We start from the raw sequence: 20303 nt of genomic DNA, 5'->3' as shown, positions 1-20303 counted from the left end.
GTGCCGCCGTGGAATTGCGGTCACAGGGGAAAAGGCCGTGCGCCGCCGTGCCCGTCGTGCCTTCCAGGACGACCGCCGGCACCGAGCCGCCGAACGGAATCCGCGGGTACCGGAATGCCGGCGACGCCGCCGCGCGATACGGGCTCGGCTCACCTGACGGTCACTCCCGGCGGACGTGTGGCCGCCCCGGTCCACGCCCTCGTGGACGGCCGGGTCCGCCGTGCCGGCGGTACGGCGGACCCGGCCGCGTCCGCGGCAGCTCTCCGGTCACACGGCCTCGGGCGCCTGCGCGGAGTACGCCGGCGGGGCGACGAGGGACGCCACGGGGTTGATCACGGTGCGGCAGCGGCTCCAGGAGGTGGCCTCGGCGTCGGTGGGCGAGGCGATCTCCGTGGGATGCGTGGCGGGGGCGGCGCCGAGCAGCCCGCGGTCCCGGCAGTAGTCGTCGTCGTAGATCGTGGAGAGATAGCGGTGCGGGCCCTCGGGGAAGACGGCCACGATGCGCGCCCCGGAGGGGTGGGTGCGGGCGGCCCAGCCGGCGACGAGGGCGACGGCGCCGACGCTCCAGCCGCCCGACGCGTAGTGGGAGCGCGCCAGGGCGCGGCAGGTGTGGACGGCTTCGGCCGGGGCGACCCAGTGCACCTCGGCGAACTCCTCGTACGCCACGTTGCGGGAGTGGATGCTGCTGCCGATGCCCCGTGCGAGGCGGGGCCTGACGGGCTGGCCGAAGGTGACCGAGCCGACGGAGTCCACACCGATGACGTGCAGAGCGGGGTTGGCGGCGCGCAGTGCCCGGCTGACGCCCGCCGAGTGCCCGCCCGTGCCGACGGCGGCGACCAGGACGTCCACCCGGCCCAGCCGCTCGCTCAGCTCCGCGGCCAGGGGTGCGTAGGCGTCCGCGTTGTCGGGGTTGTCGTACGGGTCGGGGCACCACGCGTCCGGATCCTGCTCGAGGAGTTCCCTCACGCGCCGGCGGCAGGCCTCCTGCCAGCCCTCGTAGGGGTGGTCGTCGCGGACGATGTGGAGACGGGCGCCCCGGGAGCGCAGCAGGCGCTTCATGTCCGGCTCCAGGTCCGGGTCGGTCACAAGCGTCACGGGGTGGCCGTGAACCCGTCCGGCGAGTACGAGTCCCAGGCCGAAGGCGCCGCTGGTGGACGCCACGATGGTGGCGCCGGGGAGGAGGTCGCCGCGGTCGCGCGCGCGGCCGACCATGTGGACGGCGGCGCGGTCCTCGAGGCCGCCGGGGTTGGCGCCCTCGAGTTTCGCCCAGAAGCCGCGGCCGGGCGGGGTCAGGGGGTCGGAGATCCACAGCAGGGGGGTGTCGCCGACCGCGGAGGCGAGGTCGCGGCCGGTGGTGGGCTCGTACATAATGTCCGCCTTCTGGTGTCATGAGGGATGCCGTGCGCGGCTCACCCGCCGTCCGACGGGACGGGCGGGGTGAGGGACCGTCAGCCGGTCCGGGCGGACACGCTCTAGATACGCCAGACGCTGAGGACGGACGGCGCCGCGGTCGCTATGCGGGCGCCGGGGGCCGGGCCGCTCCCCGGCGTGTTGTGCGCGGCGGGCAGCCGCCCGGGCGTCGCTGCGCAGGCTCCGATCTGCGTGGGCCCCGTTCCGTTCTCGCGTGGCCCGGTGCGCGACCCCGGCAGCTCGAAGGAGCCCGGGGTGCAGTCCTCGCCGGGGTGGTGGGGAGCGGCGGGGTGGGGTTTCTCCTTCACGTCCGTCAGATGGACGTGTGCGCGGGGCCCGTGGTGGACGTGCGCGGGCCAGCCGGCCACGGCGAAGCAGAATGCGGCCAGTAGCGCGACGAGGAACGGTGGACATGTTCCGCGGTGGCGGCCTCGCACAGGGCGCACCTTACGCCATCAAGTGCCGAGGACCGGTCTCAGGCGTGCTGCGGTGTGCCGCTCAGACGGTGGTCCGCCAGGTTGAGCACTTCGTCGATGAGCCGACGCAGATGGCCGTCGGAGAGTGTGTACACGACCCGGCGGCCCTCCTTACGGGCGGAGACCAGGCCCGCGATCCGGAGCTTGGCCAGGTGCTGGCTGACGGCGGGACGCGCCGCGCCCACCCGCGCGGTCAGCGAGGAGACGTCGGCCTCCCCCTCGGTCAGCGTGTGCAGCACGGCGAGGCGGGTGCGGTCCGCGAGCAGACCGAGGATCTCCGCACCGCGGGCGTAGTGGTCGACGCCCGTCTCTCGCGGATGCGCACCATGCGCAGGTGATAGGTGCATGCGTGCGTTCATACGCACATAATCGGGGAAGGCTCGAACCATGTCCACCCCGGCCCCCGGAAGGCGGCTCCCCATGAACGGCCGGCACTCACACGACCACGAACCCGTCCGGGACCACGCGCACGCGCGGAACCTCGGCCACGCCCACGGCCACGGCGGCCGACGGGGCCGGCCCAGCCTGCGCCGCCGGCCGGCGCACCTGCCGCACCCCCACTCACACGACTCCGCCGACAAGGTGGACCGGGCCCTGGAGTCCTCCGCCGAGGGCATGCGGGCCCTGTGGATCTCGCTCGCCGTCCTCGGCGCCACCGCCGTGGCCCAGGCGGTGGTCGTCGTCCTGTCCGGCTCGGTCGCCCTCCTCGGCGACACCGCGCACAACGCCGCCGACGCCCTCACCGCGCTGCCCCTCGGCGTCGCCTTCGTCATCGGGCGGCGCGCCGCCACGCGGCGCTTCACCTACGGCTACGGCCGGGCCGAGGACCTCGCCGGGCTCGCCATCGTCCTGACCATCACCGCGTCGGCAGGCTTCGCCGCCTGGACCGCCCTGGACCGGCTTCTGCACCCCAGGGACGTCGCCTACCTGCCCGCCGTGGCCGCCGCGGCCGTGATCGGCTTCCTCGGCAACGAATGGGTGGCCCGCTACCGCGTCCGCGTCGGGCGGAGGATCGGCTCGGCGGCGCTCGTCGCCGACGGCCTCCACGCCCGCACCGACGGCTTCACCTCGCTGGCCGTGCTGCTCGGCGCCGGGGGCGCCGCGGTGGGATGGCGCCTGGCGGACCCGATCGTCGGCCTCGCCATCACCGCGGCGATCCTGCTGGTGCTCCGGGACGCCGCGCGGGAGGTCTTCCGACGCGTCATGGATGCCGTCGACCCGGCGCTGGTCGACGCGGCGGAGCACGCCCTGCGCCAGGTGCCGGGGGTCCGGACGGTGCCCGAACTGCGCCTGCGCTGGATCGGGCACCGGCTGCGCGCCGAGGTCGCCGTGGTCGTCGACGGTGACCTCACCGTGCGTCAGGCACACCACGTCGCCGTCGCGGCCGAGCACGCGCTGCTGCACGCCGTTCCCCGGCTGACCGCCGCCCTGGTGCACGCCGACCCCACGCCACCCCCGGGCATGGCCGACCCGCACGCCGAACTGGCCCACCACCAGGCCGCCTGAGCCCGCACAGCGACTCCCCCGCCGCCGACAGCGCGTCAGCCGGTATCGAGCCTGACGGGCGGCCCGGAATCACTGCCGGTGAGCGTGCGTGTACGGGGACTTGACTGGGCATATCTTCCGATATGCACAAGATTCGACACCTTCGACTGGTTCCTCCGCCCCGAGCGCACGACCAGCACCTCGGCGGCTGTCTCCGGGTGAGGTGGGCACGTGGGCATAGTGGGGATGACCCTGACCGTCGTGATCCTCGCGCTCGCTGGAGTGGGGAGGCGGCTCCACCGATACCCCGGCGGCTGGACATTCGCGCTCTCCGTCCGTCATGAACCCGAGCGGCACGCTCTGGCACGCGCCCGGCGGGCCGTCCGCGCGCACCGCCGCAGGGCTCGGCGCGAACTGGCCGCGGCCCGGGCACGGGTGGCCGGTGCGGACCGCCGCCACCGGCGCCGCGTCGGCGACGCCGAGCGGCACCTGGCGAGGCTGCGCCGACCGGGCAGGGGCGCGTTCGTCGCGAGGCTCGGCAGAGTCAGCCTGTACACGCACGTGTTGGTCATATCCGGGCCGGAGACGACAGTGCTGCCGCTGGGCGACTTGGAGGTGCGGTTCGAGCACAGCCCGGCCGGCAACCACCTCTACCTCAGGCGACCGGACGGGGTGCACCTGGTGACCTACCCGCCCGGTGGGCCCGGCGAGGACGGCGTGCGCCGCTTCAGCGTCCGCGTCGAGAACGCGGTGGCCAAGGAGCGGACGTTCCGCACGCGGCTCGCCACGTCGGTCAAGGAGGCGGAGGACGACCTGATGGCGGCCCTCGCCGACACGGGTCCCGCCCGGGACGCCCGCGAACACCTCGACTCGGTGACGGCCCGGCAGCGCCGCGACCCGGCACGCGCCACGGCGCTCTCGGGCCTCGAAGCCGCCCGCGACCGGTGGCAGGCGCTCACCGGGCGACGTCCTCCCCGCTGACGGGCCGGAACGATGCCGCCGCGGCCGGGCGACACCGCGTACCCAGCCGCGCATCCGCCACCGCCCCACCCCCGACCTCGCGGCTGCCGGCCGCACGCCGCGCGGCCCACGCTGCCGCCCCTCCTCCTGCCCGTCGGTGACGCCAGGTCGGGGAAGCGGCTGGAGGGAGGCCGTCGAGCCGCCCCCGGATCAGCCGGCGTCGCCGGGCGGGGGGCGGTCCGGCCGCTCCGGTCCGGCGGCGGATGTGAAGGCGTCCCAATCGGCGCGGCCTCCGGCCCCCATGACGCCGGTGTGCGAGCCGAGTTCGGCGGCGGAGCGGGCGCGCAGCTCGCGCCGCGCCATCCAGGAGACCACCGGGGGGAACAGCGGTCGCAGGGGCTGGCACCAGCGCAGCCAGGACGGTGCGTAGACGTGGTGGGCGCGGCGGACGATGCCGGTGGCGAGCCGGTCGGCGACCTGGGCGGGCGGGTGGACACGGCGGGCGAACGACGGCTGGTTGCGCCGCAGGGCGTGCAGGACGGGGTGGTCGTCGAGCCCGCTGATCATGTCGGTGCCGGTCCAGTGGAGGTAGGCGATGCCGACGGTGACGCCGTCGGGCTCGACCTCGCCGCGCAGTGCCTGGGCGAAGGACTCGGCGCCGGCCTTCGAGGCGCAGTAGGCGCTCATCAGCGGAGCGGAGGAGAAGGCGGCGGTCGAGGCGATCTGCAGGAAGTAACCTCGCGTGTACGTCAGTTGGGGGAGAAAGGCCCGGGCCGTGTTCGCGGCTCCCACCAGGTTGACATCGACGACCCGTTGCCACAGCTCGGCGTCGGTCCGGGCGAAGGGCCCGCCGGCGGCGATGCCCGCGTTGGCCACCACCACGCTGGCGGGTCCGAGTTCGGCCTCCACCCGGCGGGCGGCGGCATCGAGCGCGGAGCGGTCGGTGACGTCCGCCTCGACGCAGATGTTCCGGCGGGGCAGCGAGGACGCCGCCTTCCGCAGGGTCGCCTCCTCCCGGCCCAGCAGGGCGACTCGCATACCGAGGACCGACAGGCGCCGGGCCAGTGCCTCGCCCACTCCGCGGGCCGCGCCGGTGACGACGGCCACCCTGCCCTCCAGCGGGGCCGCGGCCCCGCTGCGGCCTGCGCTGATACCGGTCATCCTCACGGGCACACCGTTTCGGTCATGGACATACGTGCTTCGGCACCTTCGAGTGAAGCCCGGATCCGGGCACGGATGCGCGTGCCGCGTCGGCGGCCGGCCGGGCGGCCACTCGAACGGAGGCCCGCGGCGGACGAAGCGGCTGGAGGGTGTGCTCCGCGGCGCACACCGCGGGTGCCTCGTACGGCCCGCTCCGTGGCGCGGGCCCGCCTCGTCAGCTCCCCGATGGGCCGCGGCGAGCCCTGCCCCTCGGTGCGGCGCCTTGAGCCGCATGCCTGCCGCGCGGCACGGCCCCCCGGGCGCCGCGAGCTCCGCCCTTCACTGCGGCCGATGGCGTTTCCGCAGCTCACCGGCGCGTTATCGGTGTTGACAACGGTCACCGGTACAGCCTTTGCGGAGCAACGCACCGATGTGTTTTCCTTCCGTTCCGGCACCCGCGAAAGTGGAGGAATTTCACATGCGCGCCCACGGCCACGACCACACTCATCAGCACGGTGCCGACGGCCACGAGCACGGTGTGTCCGAGGACGCCGACCGCCGTTGGCTCGGCATCGCGCTGGGCCTGATAGCCGGGTTCATGACCATCGAGGTCGTCGTCGGCGTGATCGCCCGGTCGCTGGCGCTGCTCTCCGACGCCGCTCACATGCTCACCGACGCCGCGTCCATCGTGCTGGCCCTCGTCGCCATGCGCCTGGCCGCCCGCCCGGCGCGGGGCGGCTTCACCTACGGCCTCAAGCGCGCCGAGATCCTCTCCGCCCAGGCGAACGGCATCACCCTCCTGCTGCTGGGCGGGTGGCTGGCCTACGAGGCCGTACGGCGGCTCATCTCGCCCCCGGCCGTCGAGGGCGGCCTGGTCCTGGTCACCGCCCTGGCCGGAATCGTCGTCAATGTGGCCGCGGCCTGGTGCCTTTCACGGGCCAACCGCACGTCCCTCAACGTCGAAGGGGCCTTCCAGCACGTCCTGAACGACCTGTACGCCTTCATCGGCACCGCCGTCGCCGGCCTGGTGGTGCTGCTCACCGGCTTCGCGCGCATCGACGCCATCGCGACGCTCGTCGTGGTCGGCCTCATGGTCAGGGCGGGCTACGGACTCGTCCGGGAATCGGGCCGCATCTTCCTGGAGGCCGCGCCCGCCGGCCTCGACCCGGACGAGGTCGGCGACCGGCTCGCCGCGCACGAAGCCGTCACCGAGGTCCACGACCTGCACATCTGGACCATCACCTCCGGACAACCCGCGCTGTCCGCGCACATCCTGGTCCGGCAGGGCGGGGACTGCCACGCCGTCCGCCTCGACCTGGAAAGACTCCTCGACACCGGCTACGGCCTGACGCACACCACCTTGCAGGTGGACCACGCGCCCGCCGAACTCCTCAGCGTGGGCGACGGCCGGGGCAGCCGCATGACGGGGCACTGCGGTGACGCCCACGGCCCCGTCCACCGCGAGGGACCGCACGTCCACTGACCGGCCCGCGTGACGGCTCGCATGAGGCCGCCCGGGTGACGCTCCGCCACCTCGACGCGTCGCGGTGGCGGCACCGCGAGGGGGGCGCTTGCATCAGCCCATGGCAACCGTACCCATCCCCCTGCGCACCCGGTTCACCGATCTCGTCGGCTGCGACGTCCCGATCCAGCTGGCCGGCATGGGCTGGGTCAGCGGGCTCGACCTCGCCGACGCGGTGTCCGCCGCGGGGGCGCTCGGGATGGTCGGCTACCCGACGGCTTCCCCGCCCGTGCTCGCCGGTCTGCTCGACGCCGTCCGACGGCGCACCTCCCGCCCGGTGGGGGTCAACTTCGTCCTCCCGCTGCTCGAGGACGAGGCATGCGTCGACGTCGCCGCGGAGCGGATGCCGGTCGTCGAGTTCTCCTACGCCGCTCCGGTCCCCCGCCTGGTCGCGCGTGCCCGACGCGGTGGGGCACTGGCGGCGTGGCAGGTGGGCTCGGACGACGAGGCCCGGGCCGCCGCCGACGCGGGGTGCGACTTCGTCGTCGTCCAGGGAAGGGAGGCGGGCGGTCACGTACGCGGGGTGCGGCCGCTGCTCCCCCTCCTCGGCGACGTGCTCGACGCGGTCGACGTGCCCGTCGTGGCGGCGGGCGGCATCGGCACCGCGAGGTCCCTGGCAGCGGTGCTGGCAGCCGGGGCGCACGCGGCCCGCGTCGGCACGCGCTTCGTCGCCACGTACGAGTCCGACGCACACCCGCAGTACAAGCAGGCCCTGGTCAGGGCGGGCGCCGGCGACACGGAACTGACGACGCAGTTCTCGGCCGGATGGCCGGACGCCCCGCATCGCGTCCTGTCGTCCTGCGTGGAGCGTGCCCGCGCCCTGGCGACCGGCGTCGCGGGCGAGACGGTGCTGGGCGGCGTGCCCGTGCCCGTTCCGGCATCCAGCCCGGTCTGCCCGCTGCGGGCGACGACCGGGCACCTGGACGCGATGGCCCTGTACGCGGGCGAGGCCGTCGGGGCGGTCTCCCGGATCGAATCGGCCCTGGACGTGGTCCGCGAACTCGCCGACGGGGCCGCTCTGCTCCTGGGCACGGCATGCGGCGGCATCGGCAAGGAATCCGCCTGACGGCCCCGCGCACCGCGTCCGGTGCCCGCTGTCGCAGACTCCCGCGCCGACGGCGACAGATGGCGTGCGGCCCGCCCGGTCGCTCGCTGCCGCCAACAGCCACGAACGCGCCTCCAATTCACGTCGCCGGAGTGGACGTCCGAGTCTGCGCGGTTCGCCGGCGCACGATACCCGCAGGTATCCCCTCGTCGCGCTCCGCGCTTCGGCTGCGGGCACGTGACTCCCGTACACCGGGTTCTCGAGCGGCGGGCGGGAGGCGGCCGCGGCACAGCACAGCCCTCGTCACCGCTGAAGTCGCCCAGCGGAAGTAGCCCCGCTGCACGCGGCTGACCTCACGGCCCGTCAGTCCTGGTCGCGTCCGGCGAAGTCAAGACCAAAAGCCCGGTATTTGTGTGAAACGACATCCCGCATTTTCTGGGAATCTCCAAGATCGGTAACTTTACGGCAACTTCGTTGCCATCCATTCACGGGTGTGCCTGAATTTGGCGACTATTCAGCGCCCCGAACCCGGAGGATTCCCTTGTCGTTGCCTTTGCCCCGCGGACGCGGGCTGACAGCCGCTCTGGCCGCCGTGGTGGTGATGACGGCCGTCGGCCCGGCGGCGGCGGACGTCGCTCCTGCCTCGTCGCCCGGCACCACGATCTCTTCCACTGCGTCCGCCTCCGGACGCTCCGCCGCCTCACGTACCGTCACGCTGATCACGGGCGACAAAGTGACGGTGGCCGAGGACGGCCGCACGGCGACGGCAGTGGTCGATCCGCAGGGCCGGGCCAGTGGCGTGCACGTCATGTCGGTCGGCGACGACACCTATGTGTACCCCGACCAGGCGTTGCCCTACATCTCGTCCGGGGCGCTGGACGAGCAGCTGTTCAACGTCACCGAGCTGGTCGAGGACGGCTACGACGCCGCGCACAGCGACCGCCTTCCGCTGCTCGTCACGTACAACGACGCCGCCCGCTTCCGGACCGCCACGGTCCCGGACGGCGCGAGGAAGACCCTGACGCTCGACAGCATCCAGGGAGCGGCGATCTCCGCGGGGCACGCGGACGCCGCCGGCTTCTGGTCCTCCCTCACCGGCACCTCGCCGGGAGCCCGGAGGTCGACGCAGGCCGACGGCCGCGACGGGGCACTGGCGGGCGGCATCGCCAAGGTGTGGCTGGACGGCAAGGCCGAGGTCTCCCTGTCCGACACCACCTCGTACATCGGCGCCCCCGAAGTCTGGGGGAACGGCAACACCGGGCGCGGCGTGGACGTCGCCGTACTCGACACCGGAATCGACGCCGCGCACCCGGACTTCGCGGACCGGATCGCGGTGACGCAGAGCTTCGTGCCCGGCGAGGACACTTCCGATCATGCCGGGCACGGGACCCACGTCGCCTCGACCATCGCCGGTACCGGCGCCGCGTCAGGCGGCACCGAGAAGGGCGTGGCCTCGGGGGCGTCGCTGCACATCGGCAAGGTCCTGGGCAATGACGGCAAGGGGCAGGACTCCTGGATCCTGGCCGGTATGGAGTGGGCCGCCCGCGACCAGCACGCCAGGATCATCAACATGAGCCTTGGTGTGGACAACGGCGGTGACGGCACCGACCCGCTGAGCCAGGCCGTGAACAGGCTGAGCGCGGAGACCGGAGCGCTCTTCGTCGTCGCGGCGGGCAACTCCGGCCCCGATGCCTACACCCTCGGCTCTCCGGGCGTGGCGGACGCGGCGCTGACGGTCGCGGCGGTCGCGAGTTCCGGCAAGCAGGCCGACCAACTGGCCGGCTTCTCCAGCCGTGGTCCGCGCCAGGGCGACCACGGCCTCAAGCCCGATCTGTCCGCCCCCGGCGTGGCCGTGCTCGCCGCCCGTTCGCAGTACATGGCAGGCGGCGAGGGCCCGTACCTCTCCATGAGCGGTACGTCGATGGCCACCCCGCACGTCGCGGGCGCCGCCGCTCTGCTCGCGGCCGAGCATCCGGACTGGACGGGGCAACAGCTCAAGGACGCGCTGGTGAGCACCGCCAAGGGGGCCTCGAGATACAGCCCGTATGAGGCGGGCAGCGGCCGGCTCGACATCGCCGCCACCGCGAAGGCCACCCTCATCACCCCCGCGTCGGTGTTCGCCGATGCCCGCTACCCGTACACGGCGGGCCAGACGGTCCGCAAGGACGTCACCTACACCAACACCGGCGCGGCTCCCGTGACCGTGGACCTGACCATCACCGGCGGAACCTCGTCGGAAGGCCAGCAGCTCCCGGAGGACCTGTTCACGCTGACGGCATCCCGGCTGACCGTCCCGGCGCACGGCACCGCCACCGTCGGGGTGATCAGTCACCTCGACAAGGCCGAGAACGAGACGGGCTACAGCTCCCTGCTCACCGCGACGGGCCAGGACGGCACCGCGTACACGCACACGCCGATCGGCCTGAACAAGGAAGGCCCGCGGCACACGCTGTCCTTCAGCGCCAAGGACCGGCGAGGCAAGCCGCTGTCGGGCACCCTCATCCTCCAGGACATCACGCGGAACGTCGTGCCCAGGATCCACACGCTCGACGGGGCCGCCGGCGTCAGCGACGGCGTTCTGCCCGGCACCTACGCGGCGTGGCTCTACGCCGATGTGCCCGGTGTCGACGGCACCCACAGCCGGGGCATGGCCGTGTTCAGCGCGCCCCAGATCACCGTCGACCGCGACCGCACGGTGGTCTTCGACGCCGCCACCCTGCGCAAGGCGGAGGCCACCACCCCCCAGCGGACCGCCAACAGCTTCCTGCGCGTGGACCAGTACCGCTCCTACGGTGACCTGGCGCCGTATGCCGACTCCTACCAGCCCGTGTGGTGGCTCTACGACAGCCTCTGGCTGGCACCCACCCCGAAGGTGACACTGGGCCATTACACCGCTGCCACCCGCTGGCGCCAGGTCCAGCCTCCGCTGACGCTGTCGTCCGGTTCGCAGTCCTACGACAGTCTCGTCATCCAGAGCCAGTCGCCGATACTGCCCGAGGGCACGCTCACCTACCCGGCTGTCTACGCCGGTGACGGCTCGGCCGCGGACTTCGGCAAGCAGCGGCTCCGCGGCAAGGCGGCAGTGGTCCGCCGCAGCGATTCGGTGCCCGCGCCCGACCAGGCCGCCGCCGCCAAGAAGGCCGGCGCCAGTACGCTGCTCATCCTCAACGACGGCTATGGGCCCCTGGACGCCTGGGCCGAGCGGGGCGACGCCCCGCCGCTGCCGGTCGCGTCGCTCGGCACCGACGACAGCGTGCGGCTGCTCAGCCGCATCCGCCTCCACGAGGCACCGCTCAAGTTCGTGTCGCACCCGTATGCGCGGTATCTGTACGACCTGATCCGGTACCACAAGGGTGCCGTCGCCCAGGACCCCTCCTACCACCCGCGTGCGAACGCCCTCGCGCGCATCGACGAATCGTTCCGCCACACCCAGCAGGTCCAGGCCCTGGAGATGCGGCAGGACATGTCCCTCGATCACAGGACTCTGACCGGCGCCGACAGCAGGGTGCGTGCCCAGGGCACCCTGACCTCGTGGGTCACGGCAGGTCCGAACGTCGAATGGACCAACAACGCGAGCACGAATCAACTCGGCAATCCCGGTTCACTCGCCCTGTGGGGTGACGCGCGCTCCTACAAGCCGGGCAGCGTCTTCAAGGAGACCTGGTTCTCGCCCGTCCTCCACCCGCGGCTGCTGGACCACACCGGCGGAATCCCCGCGCCCTACCGGAGCGGCAACATCCTCAGCTCGTCCATCCTCACGCCCTGGGGGGACGCCGGCGGCCACGCCGGCCTGCTCTTCAGCGACGGTGGTACGTCGAAGACCTCGCTGTACCAGGGTGACCAGCTCCTGGACGAAGTGGACAACGAGCACATCATCAACGTCCCGGACGTGTCGCCGGAGCCGACGCCTTACCGGCTCGTGGTGGAAGGCCGTCAGGACATGCCGCAACTGGCCTACTCCACCCGCACCCGTACCGAGTGGGGTTTCCGCTCCGGCTACGAGAACGACGACTACGCCACCCTGCCGCTCATCCAGGTCGGCTACTCGGTGCCCACCGACCTGTCCGGCAAGGCACCGCGGCAGGCGACTCTCACCGTCACTCCCTCACATCTTCCCAGCGCCACAGGCGCCGGGGCGATCCGCACGACCACCGTCGACGTCTCCTACGACGACGGTGCCACCTGGCACCGCACGCCGCTCAGCCACAAGGGCAGCGCCTGGAGTGCGAAGCTCGGGGCGCCGTCCAAGGCCCGCTACGTGAGCCTGCGCACCACTGTGCGGGACGCCAAGGGCAACAGCGTGAGCCAGACGCTGGTCAGGGCGTTCGGCCTCACGTAGGCGCCGCGCCGCACCATGAACCGGGGCCCCTGTGCGCGACAAGCGCACAGGGGCCCTGAGCGTCGACACCGCGAAGAGGAGCAAACCGGCCCACGCGGAACGTCATCCCAGGCGCGTCAGCTTCGCGCCGAACGACGGCGACGACAGGTGGCCGCCCAGGGCGACGGGGACCCTGACGGCGCTGCCGTCGCCGCCGACGGTGAGGACACCGACCGGTGAGCCGGCCGGCGCCGCGTGCGGGAGGCCGCCTCGGGGGGCGTCCAAGGAGACGCTGACCTTCAGCCCGCTCCAGCCGATCGCCCGGACGTCCTGCGTCGCCACGACCTCGGTGTGGCCGCCGAGACCGTCGTCGACATAGCCGACGGCCTCGCCCTTCCTGACGACGGGCTGGGAGAGGAGCGCCCCGAGACCGGACTCGAGCAGGATGCCGCTGCGGTTCAGCACCGTGTCGAGGATGGGCGCCTTGTGCTGTCCGAGCACCGCGCCGACGACGAGCTGCTCCGTGCCGCCGACCTCGCGGACCGCCGCGAACAGGAGGTTGCCGCCCGCCTTGGTGCTGCTGCCGGTCTTGATGCCGACGACCTCGCCGGAGCCGAGCAGCCCGTTGACGTTGCGCTGGACGTCGCCGTTGACATCCGTGTAGCGGGTCTTGGCCGCGAGTTCGGCGAAGACCGGGATCCTCATCGCCGCGTGCCCCAGCCTGACCTGGTCGCTCGCGGTGCTGACGGTGGTCGCCTCCAGACCGCTCGGGTCGGTGTACGTCGTGTCGTCCATCCCGAGTTCGCGGGCGGCGGCGTTCATCTTCTCCACGAACGCGGCCTCGGAACCCGCGTCCCAGCGCGCCAGCAGGCGGGCGACGTTGTTGGCCGAGGGCAGCATGACGGCCGCCAGCGCCTCGTACTCGCTGAGTTCCTGCCCCGCGGTCACCTTGACGACCGACTCCCCCGCGGCGAGTCCGCTGCCGTACTGCTCCTCGGCCTTGCGGTCGACCTCCACCGTCTCGCCCGTGCCGCCCTCCTCGATCGGATGGTCGCGCAGGATGACGTACGCCGTCATCACCTTCGCGACGCTCGCGATCGGCACCGGCCGCTGCGCGCCGGACGCCCCGATCCGGCCGAGGCCCTCGGCCTCCAGCACCGCCTGGCCCTCGGTGGGCCACGGCAGTGACGGCCACTCGCCGGCGAAGGTGTGGGAGGACGCCGCCGTCAGCCGCAGCGTGGGCGCCGGCAGCGGGCGCACAGCCTGGACCCCGCAGAAGGCGAGCAGCAGCAGGACGAGCACCGGGAACCAGCTCCACACCGGGATGCCGGGGGTGCGCTCGGCCGTCTCCGCGGGCGGCGGGGGTGGCGGGGGCGGAGGAGGATTCGTCAGCTCGTCCAGCAGCGTCCGGCGACCCCCGGCGAGGGCTACGGGCTCCCCCGCGCCGTCCGCCTCGTTCGACTCGGGCGTCGCCCCCGTCGACTCCTGCCGATCCGCCCCGCCGGGAGACTCGCCCGTCACGCCGACCTCCTCGACGACATTCCGTTGCCGATGACCAGTCTCCGCGGCGCGGCGGCCGCGGCATCGTGAGCGCCGCCGAATGAGTGCCCCGCCACCCGCCCGGCCCCTTCCGGTCCCCCGGCACACGGCACCCTCCCCGCTGAGCGGCGGGGAGGGGTCGGCCCTGGGTCGGCTCGGGTGGTGGCGGCCACACCGCCGATATACGTTCGGGGAAGGGAGGACGACGACGGGCCTGCGGCGGCGCCGCGACGGATGCGCGTGCCGGGGCCCGACACCGCAGCCGGAAGGGTGCCTCCATGAAGGTCCAAGGGGCCGTTGCCCTCGTCACCGGAGCCAACCGCGGGCTCGGCGAGCAGTTCGTGCGGGCGCTCTTCGACGCCGGGGCCGCCAAGGTCTACGCCGGAGCCCGCGACCCCGCGAAGGTCTCCGTCCCCGATGCCGTCCCGATCCCGGTGGACATCACCGACCACGCGTCGGTCCTCGCCGCGGCCGAGCAGGCCGGGGACGTGAACCTCCTCGTCAACAACGCGGGTTCCACCACCCGGGCGAACATCCTGACAGCCGAACTGGACGCGTTCCGCACGGAGTTCGAGACCCATGTGCTCGGCACCCTCGCCATGAGCAGGGCCTTCGCCCCCGTCCTTGGGAGCAACGGGGGCGGCGCGATCGTCAATGTGCTCTCCGTGCTGTCCTGGCTGGCCATTCCGCGCAGCGCCGGGTACGCCGCCGCGAAGTCCGCCGAGTGGTCGATCACCAATGCCCTGCGGGTGGCCCTCGCCGAGCAGGGGACGCAGGTCACGGCGCTGCACGTCAGCTACCTCGCCACGGAGATGGCCGCGGCCGTGACCGGCCCGAAGTCGGATCCCGCCACCGTGGCGCGCGCCACGCTCGACGCGGTGGCGGCCGGAGCCCACGAGGTGCTCGCCGACGACGTCACCCGGCAGGTCCGCGGTGCCCTGTCCGGTGATCTGGAAACGCTGTACCCGCAGTTGCACGGCGGTGAGGCGTTGGTCTGACTCGCCGCGGCGGACCGGGACGGGAGATTCCATGACGGGCGGCGACGCGCAGGGCGCTCCTGACCTCCATGACCTCGGCGGCCAGACCGTCGTGGTGATCGGCGGCAGCGCGGGCATCGGATTCGAGACAGCGCGCCGCGTACGGGCCGCCGGTGGCGAGGTCGTGCTGGCCGGCCGCGACCCCGAGCGGCTGCGGCAGGCGGCTGCCGAGCTGCGGCCATCGATCACGGCGGCGTTCGACGCGACGGACACCGACCGTCTCGGCGCGTTCTTCGAGGGCCTGCCCGGCACGGTCGACCATGTGCTCCTCACCGCCGGCAGCCCCTTCTACATGCCGCTGGACGGGATGGACCTCGCGGCTGCCCGCCGTCACTTCGGCGAACGCCTGGCCATGACCCTGGGGGTGGCGCTCCACAGTGCCGGCAGGGTCCGCCCCGGCGGCACGGTGCTGTTCCTCGGCGGCACGGGCGGCCGGCGCCCCGGCATCGGCATGGCCGTGGCGTCCGCCCTCACCGCCGCACTTCCCGCGCTCACCGCGAACCTGGCCCTGGAGCTGGCTCCGATCCGCGTCAACCTCATCGCCGCCGGCTTCGTCGACACCCCGCTGTCGGCGTCGCTCCTGGGCGACCGGATCGAAGCCCGGCGCGAGGAGCTGCGCGCCGCCCTGCCCGTCCGGCGGCTCGTCGGCCCCGCCGACGTCGCCGCGCTCGCCACCCACATCATGGTCAACGACGCGCTCACCGGCGCGACATACGACATCGACGGCGGCCAGAACCTCATCGCGCACTGACTCCCGGGAGTGAGGCTGTCATGATCACATGGTTCATCACGGGAACGGCCCGCGGATTCGGTCTGGAGATCGCGCGCCAGGCGCTGGAACGCGGTGACCGCGTCGTGGCGACGGCACGCGATCCCCGTGGCGTGGAGAAGGCGCTCGCCGGGTACGGCGACCGGGTGCTCGCCGTCGCGCTGGACGTCACCGACCAGGCGCGGGCCCGTGCGGCGGTCGACGCGGCCGTGGACGCCTTCGGCGGGATCGACGTCCTGGTCAACAACGCGGGGCGCGGTGTGCTCGGCGCGGTGGAGGAGATTTCCGACGAGGCGTTCCGGTCGGTCTACGAGACGAACGTCTTCGGCCTGGTCAACGTCACCCGTGCCGTCCTGCCGGTCATGCGCCGGCAGAGGTCGGGCCGCATCCTCAATCTCAGTTCCATCGGGGGTTTCCGGGGCGCGCCCGGCTTCGGCGTCTACTGCTCGACGAAGTTCGCGGTGGAGGGGCTCTCCGAAGCCCTGCACGACGAACTGGCCCCGCTGGGCATCCACGTCGTCATCGTCGAACCCGGCTACTTCCGCACCGACTTCCTCGACGCCTCCAGCCTGCACACCGAGGGCCGGGTGATCGACGACTACGCCGCCACCGCCGGCGCGGTGCGCGACGCCGTCCCCGGCCTCAACCACGACCAGCCCGGCGACCCGGTCAAGGGCGCCCGAGCCATGATCGAGCTCGCCGACTCCGCCCACCCTCCGATGCGCGCGCAACTCGGCAGCGACTGCGCCGCCGCGATGGACGGCAAGATCGCCCAGCTCCGGAAGGAGGCCGACGCATGGCGGGCCCTCGCGCTGTCCACCGACCACGACGACGTCAGCTCAGCGGTCTGACGGGCCGCCGGGCGCAGTCGGCGCCGTCCCGGCCGAGCCCGTGGCCGGTGCGTCAGAAGTACGAGCCGGACGCCCCGGAGGTGACCGGGCCGAGTCCGCTCGGCAGATGACGGACGGCGGCCGCCACCGCCTCCCGCGCGGTGGCGGTCACGGCGAGGACGCCGCCGCCGGCGAGCTCGGCGCTGACCGTGTACTCGTCGCCGTCATACGATGAGAGCCGTGGCCCGGTCGGGTTCAGGCCCGGGCGCGTGGTGGTCGAGAAGCACAGCGTCCAGCCCATCCTGAAGGGATAGAGAGCCCGCAGGGCCGGTTGGACGTACGCCTCCTCGACCAGCGGCCGGTACCCGGGCACGACCACCGTCCGCGCCTCGTTGCGCAGACCCCGCCACTCGGACTCGGCCAGCAGCACGGGGTCCCCGTCCGGCACCTCGAACCGGTCGGTCAGGCGCACGAACGGCGCGGCCCGGCGGATGTCGCTCAACGACGCCCCCTCGTGCCACGCCCGTGCGGCCCTCATGAGCTGGTCGAACTCCCGTGCACAGCCTTCGACGAGGGGCGTCCCCTGCGCCGTGTCCGTACCGCGGATCCACCACTCCCGCTCCCAGGTGGACGCGGTGACCCGCAGCGGCGCCCGGTGCGGCAGCCTGCTTGCGACGGCGGCACCGGTCATGGGGTCGGGGTCACCGGGCAAGGCCGTCACGGGCAGGGAGGGGCCGGCCTGCTCCGCCTCGGCCCGGAGGGCGGCGGCGAGGCCGCCCCGCTCCGCGATGTCCGGAAAGAGCTCGGCTGGGTCACGTTGCGGAGCCACGAACGCTGATTGTGCCCCAACCGCCCACTCATGCGCGACGCGTGGGCGGGAAGCCGGCACCGGTCAGGTCGACTGCCGCACCACCAGACGCGTCGGCAGGACGACTTCCCGCCGGCCCTTGCCACGTTCGGCGATCTCGTCCAGCAGCAGCCTCGCCATGGTGTGGCCCATCTCCTCGATCGGCTGGCGCACGCTGGTCAGAGGCGGATCGGTGTGCCGGGCCACGATGGAATCGTCGAACCCGATGACGGCGACGTCGTCGGGTATCCGCCGTCCCGCGGCCCGCAGTTCGAGCACGGCGCCGGAGGCGGTCACATCGGAGGCAGCGAAGACGGCGTCGAGACCGGGTCGTCGGGCCAGGAGCGCGCTCATGGCCTTCCGTCCGCCCTCCTCGGTGAAGTCACCGGTGGCGATCAGTTCCTCGTCCACCGCGATGCCGGCGGTCCGCAGGGCCTCGCGGTAGCCGTCGAGTCGGGCCTGGGCGACGTCCATGTCCAGGGGTCCGGTGATGGTGGCGATCGTGCGCCTCCCGCCGTCCAGCAGATGCCGGACCGCCCCGCAGGCTCCGCCCTGGTTGTCGGCCTGCACGTGCCCCAAGCTCTCCGCGGGGCCGCGGCGTCCGGCCAGCACGGTGGGGATGGCCAGTTCCGCGAGCAGGTCGGGGAGCGTGTCGTCGCGGTGGACGGCCACCATCAGCACGCCGTCCACACGCTGTTCGGTCAGATACGTCGCGAGCCGGGCCCGCTCGCTCTCGTCGCGGACGAGCACCAGGAGCAACTGCATCTCGCTGCCCGCGAGACCCGAGGTCACGCCGCGGATGATGGCGGAGAAGTACGGCTCGGAAAAGAGCCGCGTCTCCGTCTCGGGAACGACCAGGGCGACCGAGTCGGTGCGCCGGGTCACCAGGGAGCGCGCGGTGCGGTTGGGGATGTAGCCGAGCTCCGCGATCGCCTGCTGGACGGCCGCGCGCGCGTGTTCGCTCACCTGGGGAGAACCGTTGATCACCCGAGAGACCGTGCCACGGCCCACACCGGCGCGAGCGGCCACCGCCTCGAGGGTCGGCCGCCGGGCGCGGCTGGTCTCGGGCGGCTGGGAGGCAGGACTCATCTTTCACCTTCCGGCGTGGTGCATGGACCGCTTCATTGTGACCCCAGGCATCCGGCGGCTTGTCCCCGGTGTGGGCAAAGGGGCCGATCCGATCCGGCATCCTGCCGATGACCTGCAGGTTTCCTAGGCCGACAACCTACAGGTCGGACACATCGACGTGACATGTGGGACACGCTTACGCAACGACCGCGCCTTCAAGTCTTGACATCTGGCCTGCCACGAAGGAGTCTTCCGGCATGCCGCGTGGGAGCGGTCCCACGGTTCGCCGGGGGCGTCTCACGCGACCCCGAAGAACCGAAGGCCTTTCCCTCCGATCGCGCATCGAACCCGCGTGACCAGCGCTGACGCACCGCGCACCACGCTGTCGTGCTGGCCACTGCTCGACCCGGGAGGGGCAGGTCGGGACCGTCGACCGCTGGCGGCCCGAGTCCTGAGGTCCGTTCCCCCAATGGAACAAGGAGTAGTGGAAATGCGCATAACTGGCACCGGCGGCGGTCGCGGCCGCAGAGTGGCGGCCCTGACCACGTCGGTCCTGGCGGCCTCGGCAGTACTGCTCACGGGATGCGGCAGTGACGGCGGCGACTCGGACGCTTCCGGCTCCGACGGCAACATCACCCTCACCGTGCAGGACTACGGGCAGTTCGGCTACAAGGAGGCCGGCCTGTTCGAGCAGTACCACAAGCTCCACCCGAACATCACGGTGAAGGAAGAGGTCACTGCCAACGAGCAGGACTACTACCCGAAGCTTCTGCAGCAGCTGAACACGGGCAGCGGGCTGGGGGACGTGACCGGCCTCGAGGTCGGCCGCATCAAGGAGGTCGTCGACACCCAGGCCGACAAGTTCGTCGACCTGAGCAAGTCGATCGACGTCAACGACTGGGTGTCCTGGAAGGAGAAGCAGGCCACCACGAAGGACGGTGCGGTCATCGGCGCCGGCACGGACATCGGTCCGATGTCGCTGTGCTACCGCAAGGACCTCTTCGAGCAGGCCGGCCTGCCGAGCGATCGCGAGGACGTCGCCAAGGCCGTCGCGGGCGGCTGGCAGGACTACCTCAAGCTCGGTGAGCAGTACAAGGCGAAGGCGCCCAAGGGCACCTTCTTCATGGACTCCGCGAGCGCCATGTACAACGCGGTCGTCAGCTCGGACGCCCAGCAGTACTACGACGCCGACGGCAAGGCGGTCTACAAGGACAGCCCCGCCGTGAAGAAGGGCTGGGACCTGGCCGCCGAGGCGGCGCAGAAGAAGCTGTCCCAGGGCCTGCCGCAGTTCACCGACGCCTGGACGGCCGCGCTGCGCAAGGGCTCCGTCGCCAGCGTGGCGTGCCCCGCGTGGATGGCCAACCAGATCTCCAACAACTCCGGTGACGCGTACAAGGGCAAGTGGGACATCTCCCGCGCGCCCGGTTCGACCGCGGCCAACTGGGGTGGCTCCTTCCTGGCGGTCCCCAAGGCCGGCAAGCACGTCAAGGAGGCCACCGAGCTCGTCAAGTGGCTGACCGCCCCGGAGCAGCAGGCCGCGCTCTTCAAGGCTGCCGGTCTCTTCCCGTCCAACAAGGGCGCCTACGAGCTCCCCGACGTGAAGAACGCGAAGCTCGAGTACTTCAACAACGCGCCGGTCGGCCAGATCTACGCCGAGGAGGCCCAGAGCATCCCCGAGGCCGTGCTCGGCCCGAAGGACGGCGTGATCAAGGACTCGATCTCGAACCAGATCAACAACATGGAGCAGCGGGGCACCAAGCCCGCTGACGCGTGGAAGGCTGCGACGGAGACGATCGACAAGGCGATCGGCTGACGCACCACCGGTGCGGGCTGCACTGACTGCCGCCCGCACCGGCC

The 20303-nt window shown here is 72.5% G+C and carries 16 protein-coding genes; 9 read left to right on the top strand and 7 right to left on the bottom strand.

What is annotated here, in order from left to right; genetic code table 11:
* Positions 1–267: 267 nt before the first annotated feature.
* The 3 genes from AC3ET4_RS06130 to AC3ET4_RS06120 form a co-directional block, all read right to left on the bottom strand.
* A complete protein-coding gene (locus AC3ET4_RS06130; RefSeq protein WP_431946725.1) occupies positions 268–1368 on the bottom strand; it encodes a PLP-dependent cysteine synthase family protein in 1101 nt (366 codons plus the stop codon).
* A gap of 104 nt (positions 1369–1472) precedes the next feature.
* Complete coding sequence (locus tag AC3ET4_RS06125) at positions 1473–1778, bottom strand: hypothetical protein (protein WP_431946723.1); 306 nt, start codon at positions 1776–1778, stop codon at positions 1473–1475.
* A 107-nt stretch (positions 1779–1885) separates the two neighbouring features.
* Complete coding sequence (locus tag AC3ET4_RS06120; RefSeq protein ID WP_431946721.1) at positions 1886–2233, bottom strand: ArsR/SmtB family transcription factor; 348 nt, start codon at positions 2231–2233, stop codon at positions 1886–1888.
* A 73-nt stretch (positions 2234–2306) separates the two neighbouring features.
* On the opposite strand from AC3ET4_RS06120, the gene AC3ET4_RS06115 reads away from it, so the two are divergent.
* Positions 2307–3392: a cation diffusion facilitator family transporter gene (locus AC3ET4_RS06115; RefSeq protein ID WP_431946719.1), complete on the top strand. Its 1086-nt coding sequence runs from the start codon at positions 2307–2309 to the stop codon at positions 3390–3392.
* A 210-nt stretch (positions 3393–3602) separates the two neighbouring features.
* Positions 3603–4352 carry a hypothetical protein gene (locus AC3ET4_RS06110; RefSeq protein ID WP_431946717.1) on the top strand — a complete coding sequence of 250 codons (750 nt, stop codon included), beginning with the start codon at positions 3603–3605 and terminating at the stop codon, positions 4350–4352.
* A gap of 189 nt (positions 4353–4541) precedes the next feature.
* On the opposite strand, the gene AC3ET4_RS06105 is transcribed toward AC3ET4_RS06110, so the two are convergent.
* The gene (locus AC3ET4_RS06105; protein WP_431946715.1) at positions 4542–5492 is read right to left on the bottom strand and encodes an SDR family oxidoreductase; all 951 of its coding nucleotides are present in this window, start codon (positions 5490–5492) and stop codon (positions 4542–4544) included.
* A gap of 457 nt (positions 5493–5949) precedes the next feature.
* Here AC3ET4_RS06105 and AC3ET4_RS06100 point away from each other — a divergent pair, with 457 nt between their 5' ends.
* The 3 genes from AC3ET4_RS06100 to AC3ET4_RS06090 all read left to right on the top strand — a co-directional run bounded on the left by AC3ET4_RS06100 (position 5950) and on the right by AC3ET4_RS06090 (position 12377).
* Positions 5950–6954: a cation diffusion facilitator family transporter gene (locus AC3ET4_RS06100; RefSeq protein ID WP_431946713.1), complete on the top strand. Its 1005-nt coding sequence runs from the start codon at positions 5950–5952 to the stop codon at positions 6952–6954.
* Positions 6955–7054: 100 nt separating this feature from the next.
* Entirely contained in the window at positions 7055–8059 is a 1005-nt protein-coding gene (locus tag AC3ET4_RS06095) for an NAD(P)H-dependent flavin oxidoreductase (protein ID WP_431946711.1), read from the top strand.
* Positions 8060–8585: 526 nt separating this feature from the next.
* Complete coding sequence (locus AC3ET4_RS06090) at positions 8586–12377, top strand: S8 family serine peptidase (protein WP_431946709.1); 3792 nt, start codon at positions 8586–8588, stop codon at positions 12375–12377.
* A gap of 102 nt (positions 12378–12479) precedes the next feature.
* On the opposite strand, the gene AC3ET4_RS06085 is transcribed toward AC3ET4_RS06090, so the two are convergent.
* Entirely contained in the window at positions 12480–13877 is a 1398-nt protein-coding gene (locus AC3ET4_RS06085) for a D-alanyl-D-alanine carboxypeptidase family protein (protein ID WP_431946707.1), read from the bottom strand.
* 296 nt (positions 13878–14173) lie between these two features.
* Between AC3ET4_RS06085 and AC3ET4_RS06080 the strand changes: the two genes are divergently transcribed.
* Genes AC3ET4_RS06080 through AC3ET4_RS06070 form a run of 3 tightly spaced genes read left to right on the top strand, consistent with a single transcriptional unit; the run spans position 14174 to position 16552 of the window.
* Positions 14174–14893 carry an SDR family oxidoreductase gene (locus tag AC3ET4_RS06080; RefSeq protein WP_431946705.1) on the top strand — a complete coding sequence of 240 codons (720 nt, stop codon included), beginning with the start codon at positions 14174–14176 and terminating at the stop codon, positions 14891–14893.
* Positions 14894–14924: 31 nt separating this feature from the next.
* Positions 14925–15683 carry an SDR family oxidoreductase gene (locus AC3ET4_RS06075; protein ID WP_431946703.1) on the top strand — a complete coding sequence of 253 codons (759 nt, stop codon included), beginning with the start codon at positions 14925–14927 and terminating at the stop codon, positions 15681–15683.
* A 20-nt stretch (positions 15684–15703) separates the two neighbouring features.
* Positions 15704–16552, top strand: a complete 849-nt coding sequence (locus AC3ET4_RS06070; RefSeq protein ID WP_431946701.1) for an oxidoreductase — start codon at positions 15704–15706, stop codon at positions 16550–16552.
* A 52-nt stretch (positions 16553–16604) separates the two neighbouring features.
* Here AC3ET4_RS06070 and AC3ET4_RS06065 read toward each other — a convergent pair whose 3' ends face one another.
* Both AC3ET4_RS06065 and AC3ET4_RS06060 read right to left on the bottom strand, forming a co-directional pair.
* Entirely contained in the window at positions 16605–17360 is a 756-nt protein-coding gene (locus AC3ET4_RS06065; protein ID WP_431946699.1) for a DUF6193 family natural product biosynthesis protein, read from the bottom strand.
* Between the two features lie 63 nt (positions 17361–17423).
* Positions 17424–18467 carry a LacI family DNA-binding transcriptional regulator gene (locus tag AC3ET4_RS06060; RefSeq protein ID WP_431946697.1) on the bottom strand — a complete coding sequence of 348 codons (1044 nt, stop codon included), beginning with the start codon at positions 18465–18467 and terminating at the stop codon, positions 17424–17426.
* A 469-nt stretch (positions 18468–18936) separates the two neighbouring features.
* On the opposite strand from AC3ET4_RS06060, the gene AC3ET4_RS06055 reads away from it, so the two are divergent.
* Positions 18937–20259, top strand: a complete 1323-nt coding sequence (locus AC3ET4_RS06055; RefSeq protein WP_431946695.1) for an ABC transporter substrate-binding protein — start codon at positions 18937–18939, stop codon at positions 20257–20259.
* The last annotated feature ends 44 nt before the right edge of the window (positions 20260–20303 follow it).

It is taken from the genome of Actinacidiphila sp. bgisy167 (assembly GCF_057707665.1).
This window is presented reverse-complemented; position numbering and strand designations above follow the sequence as displayed.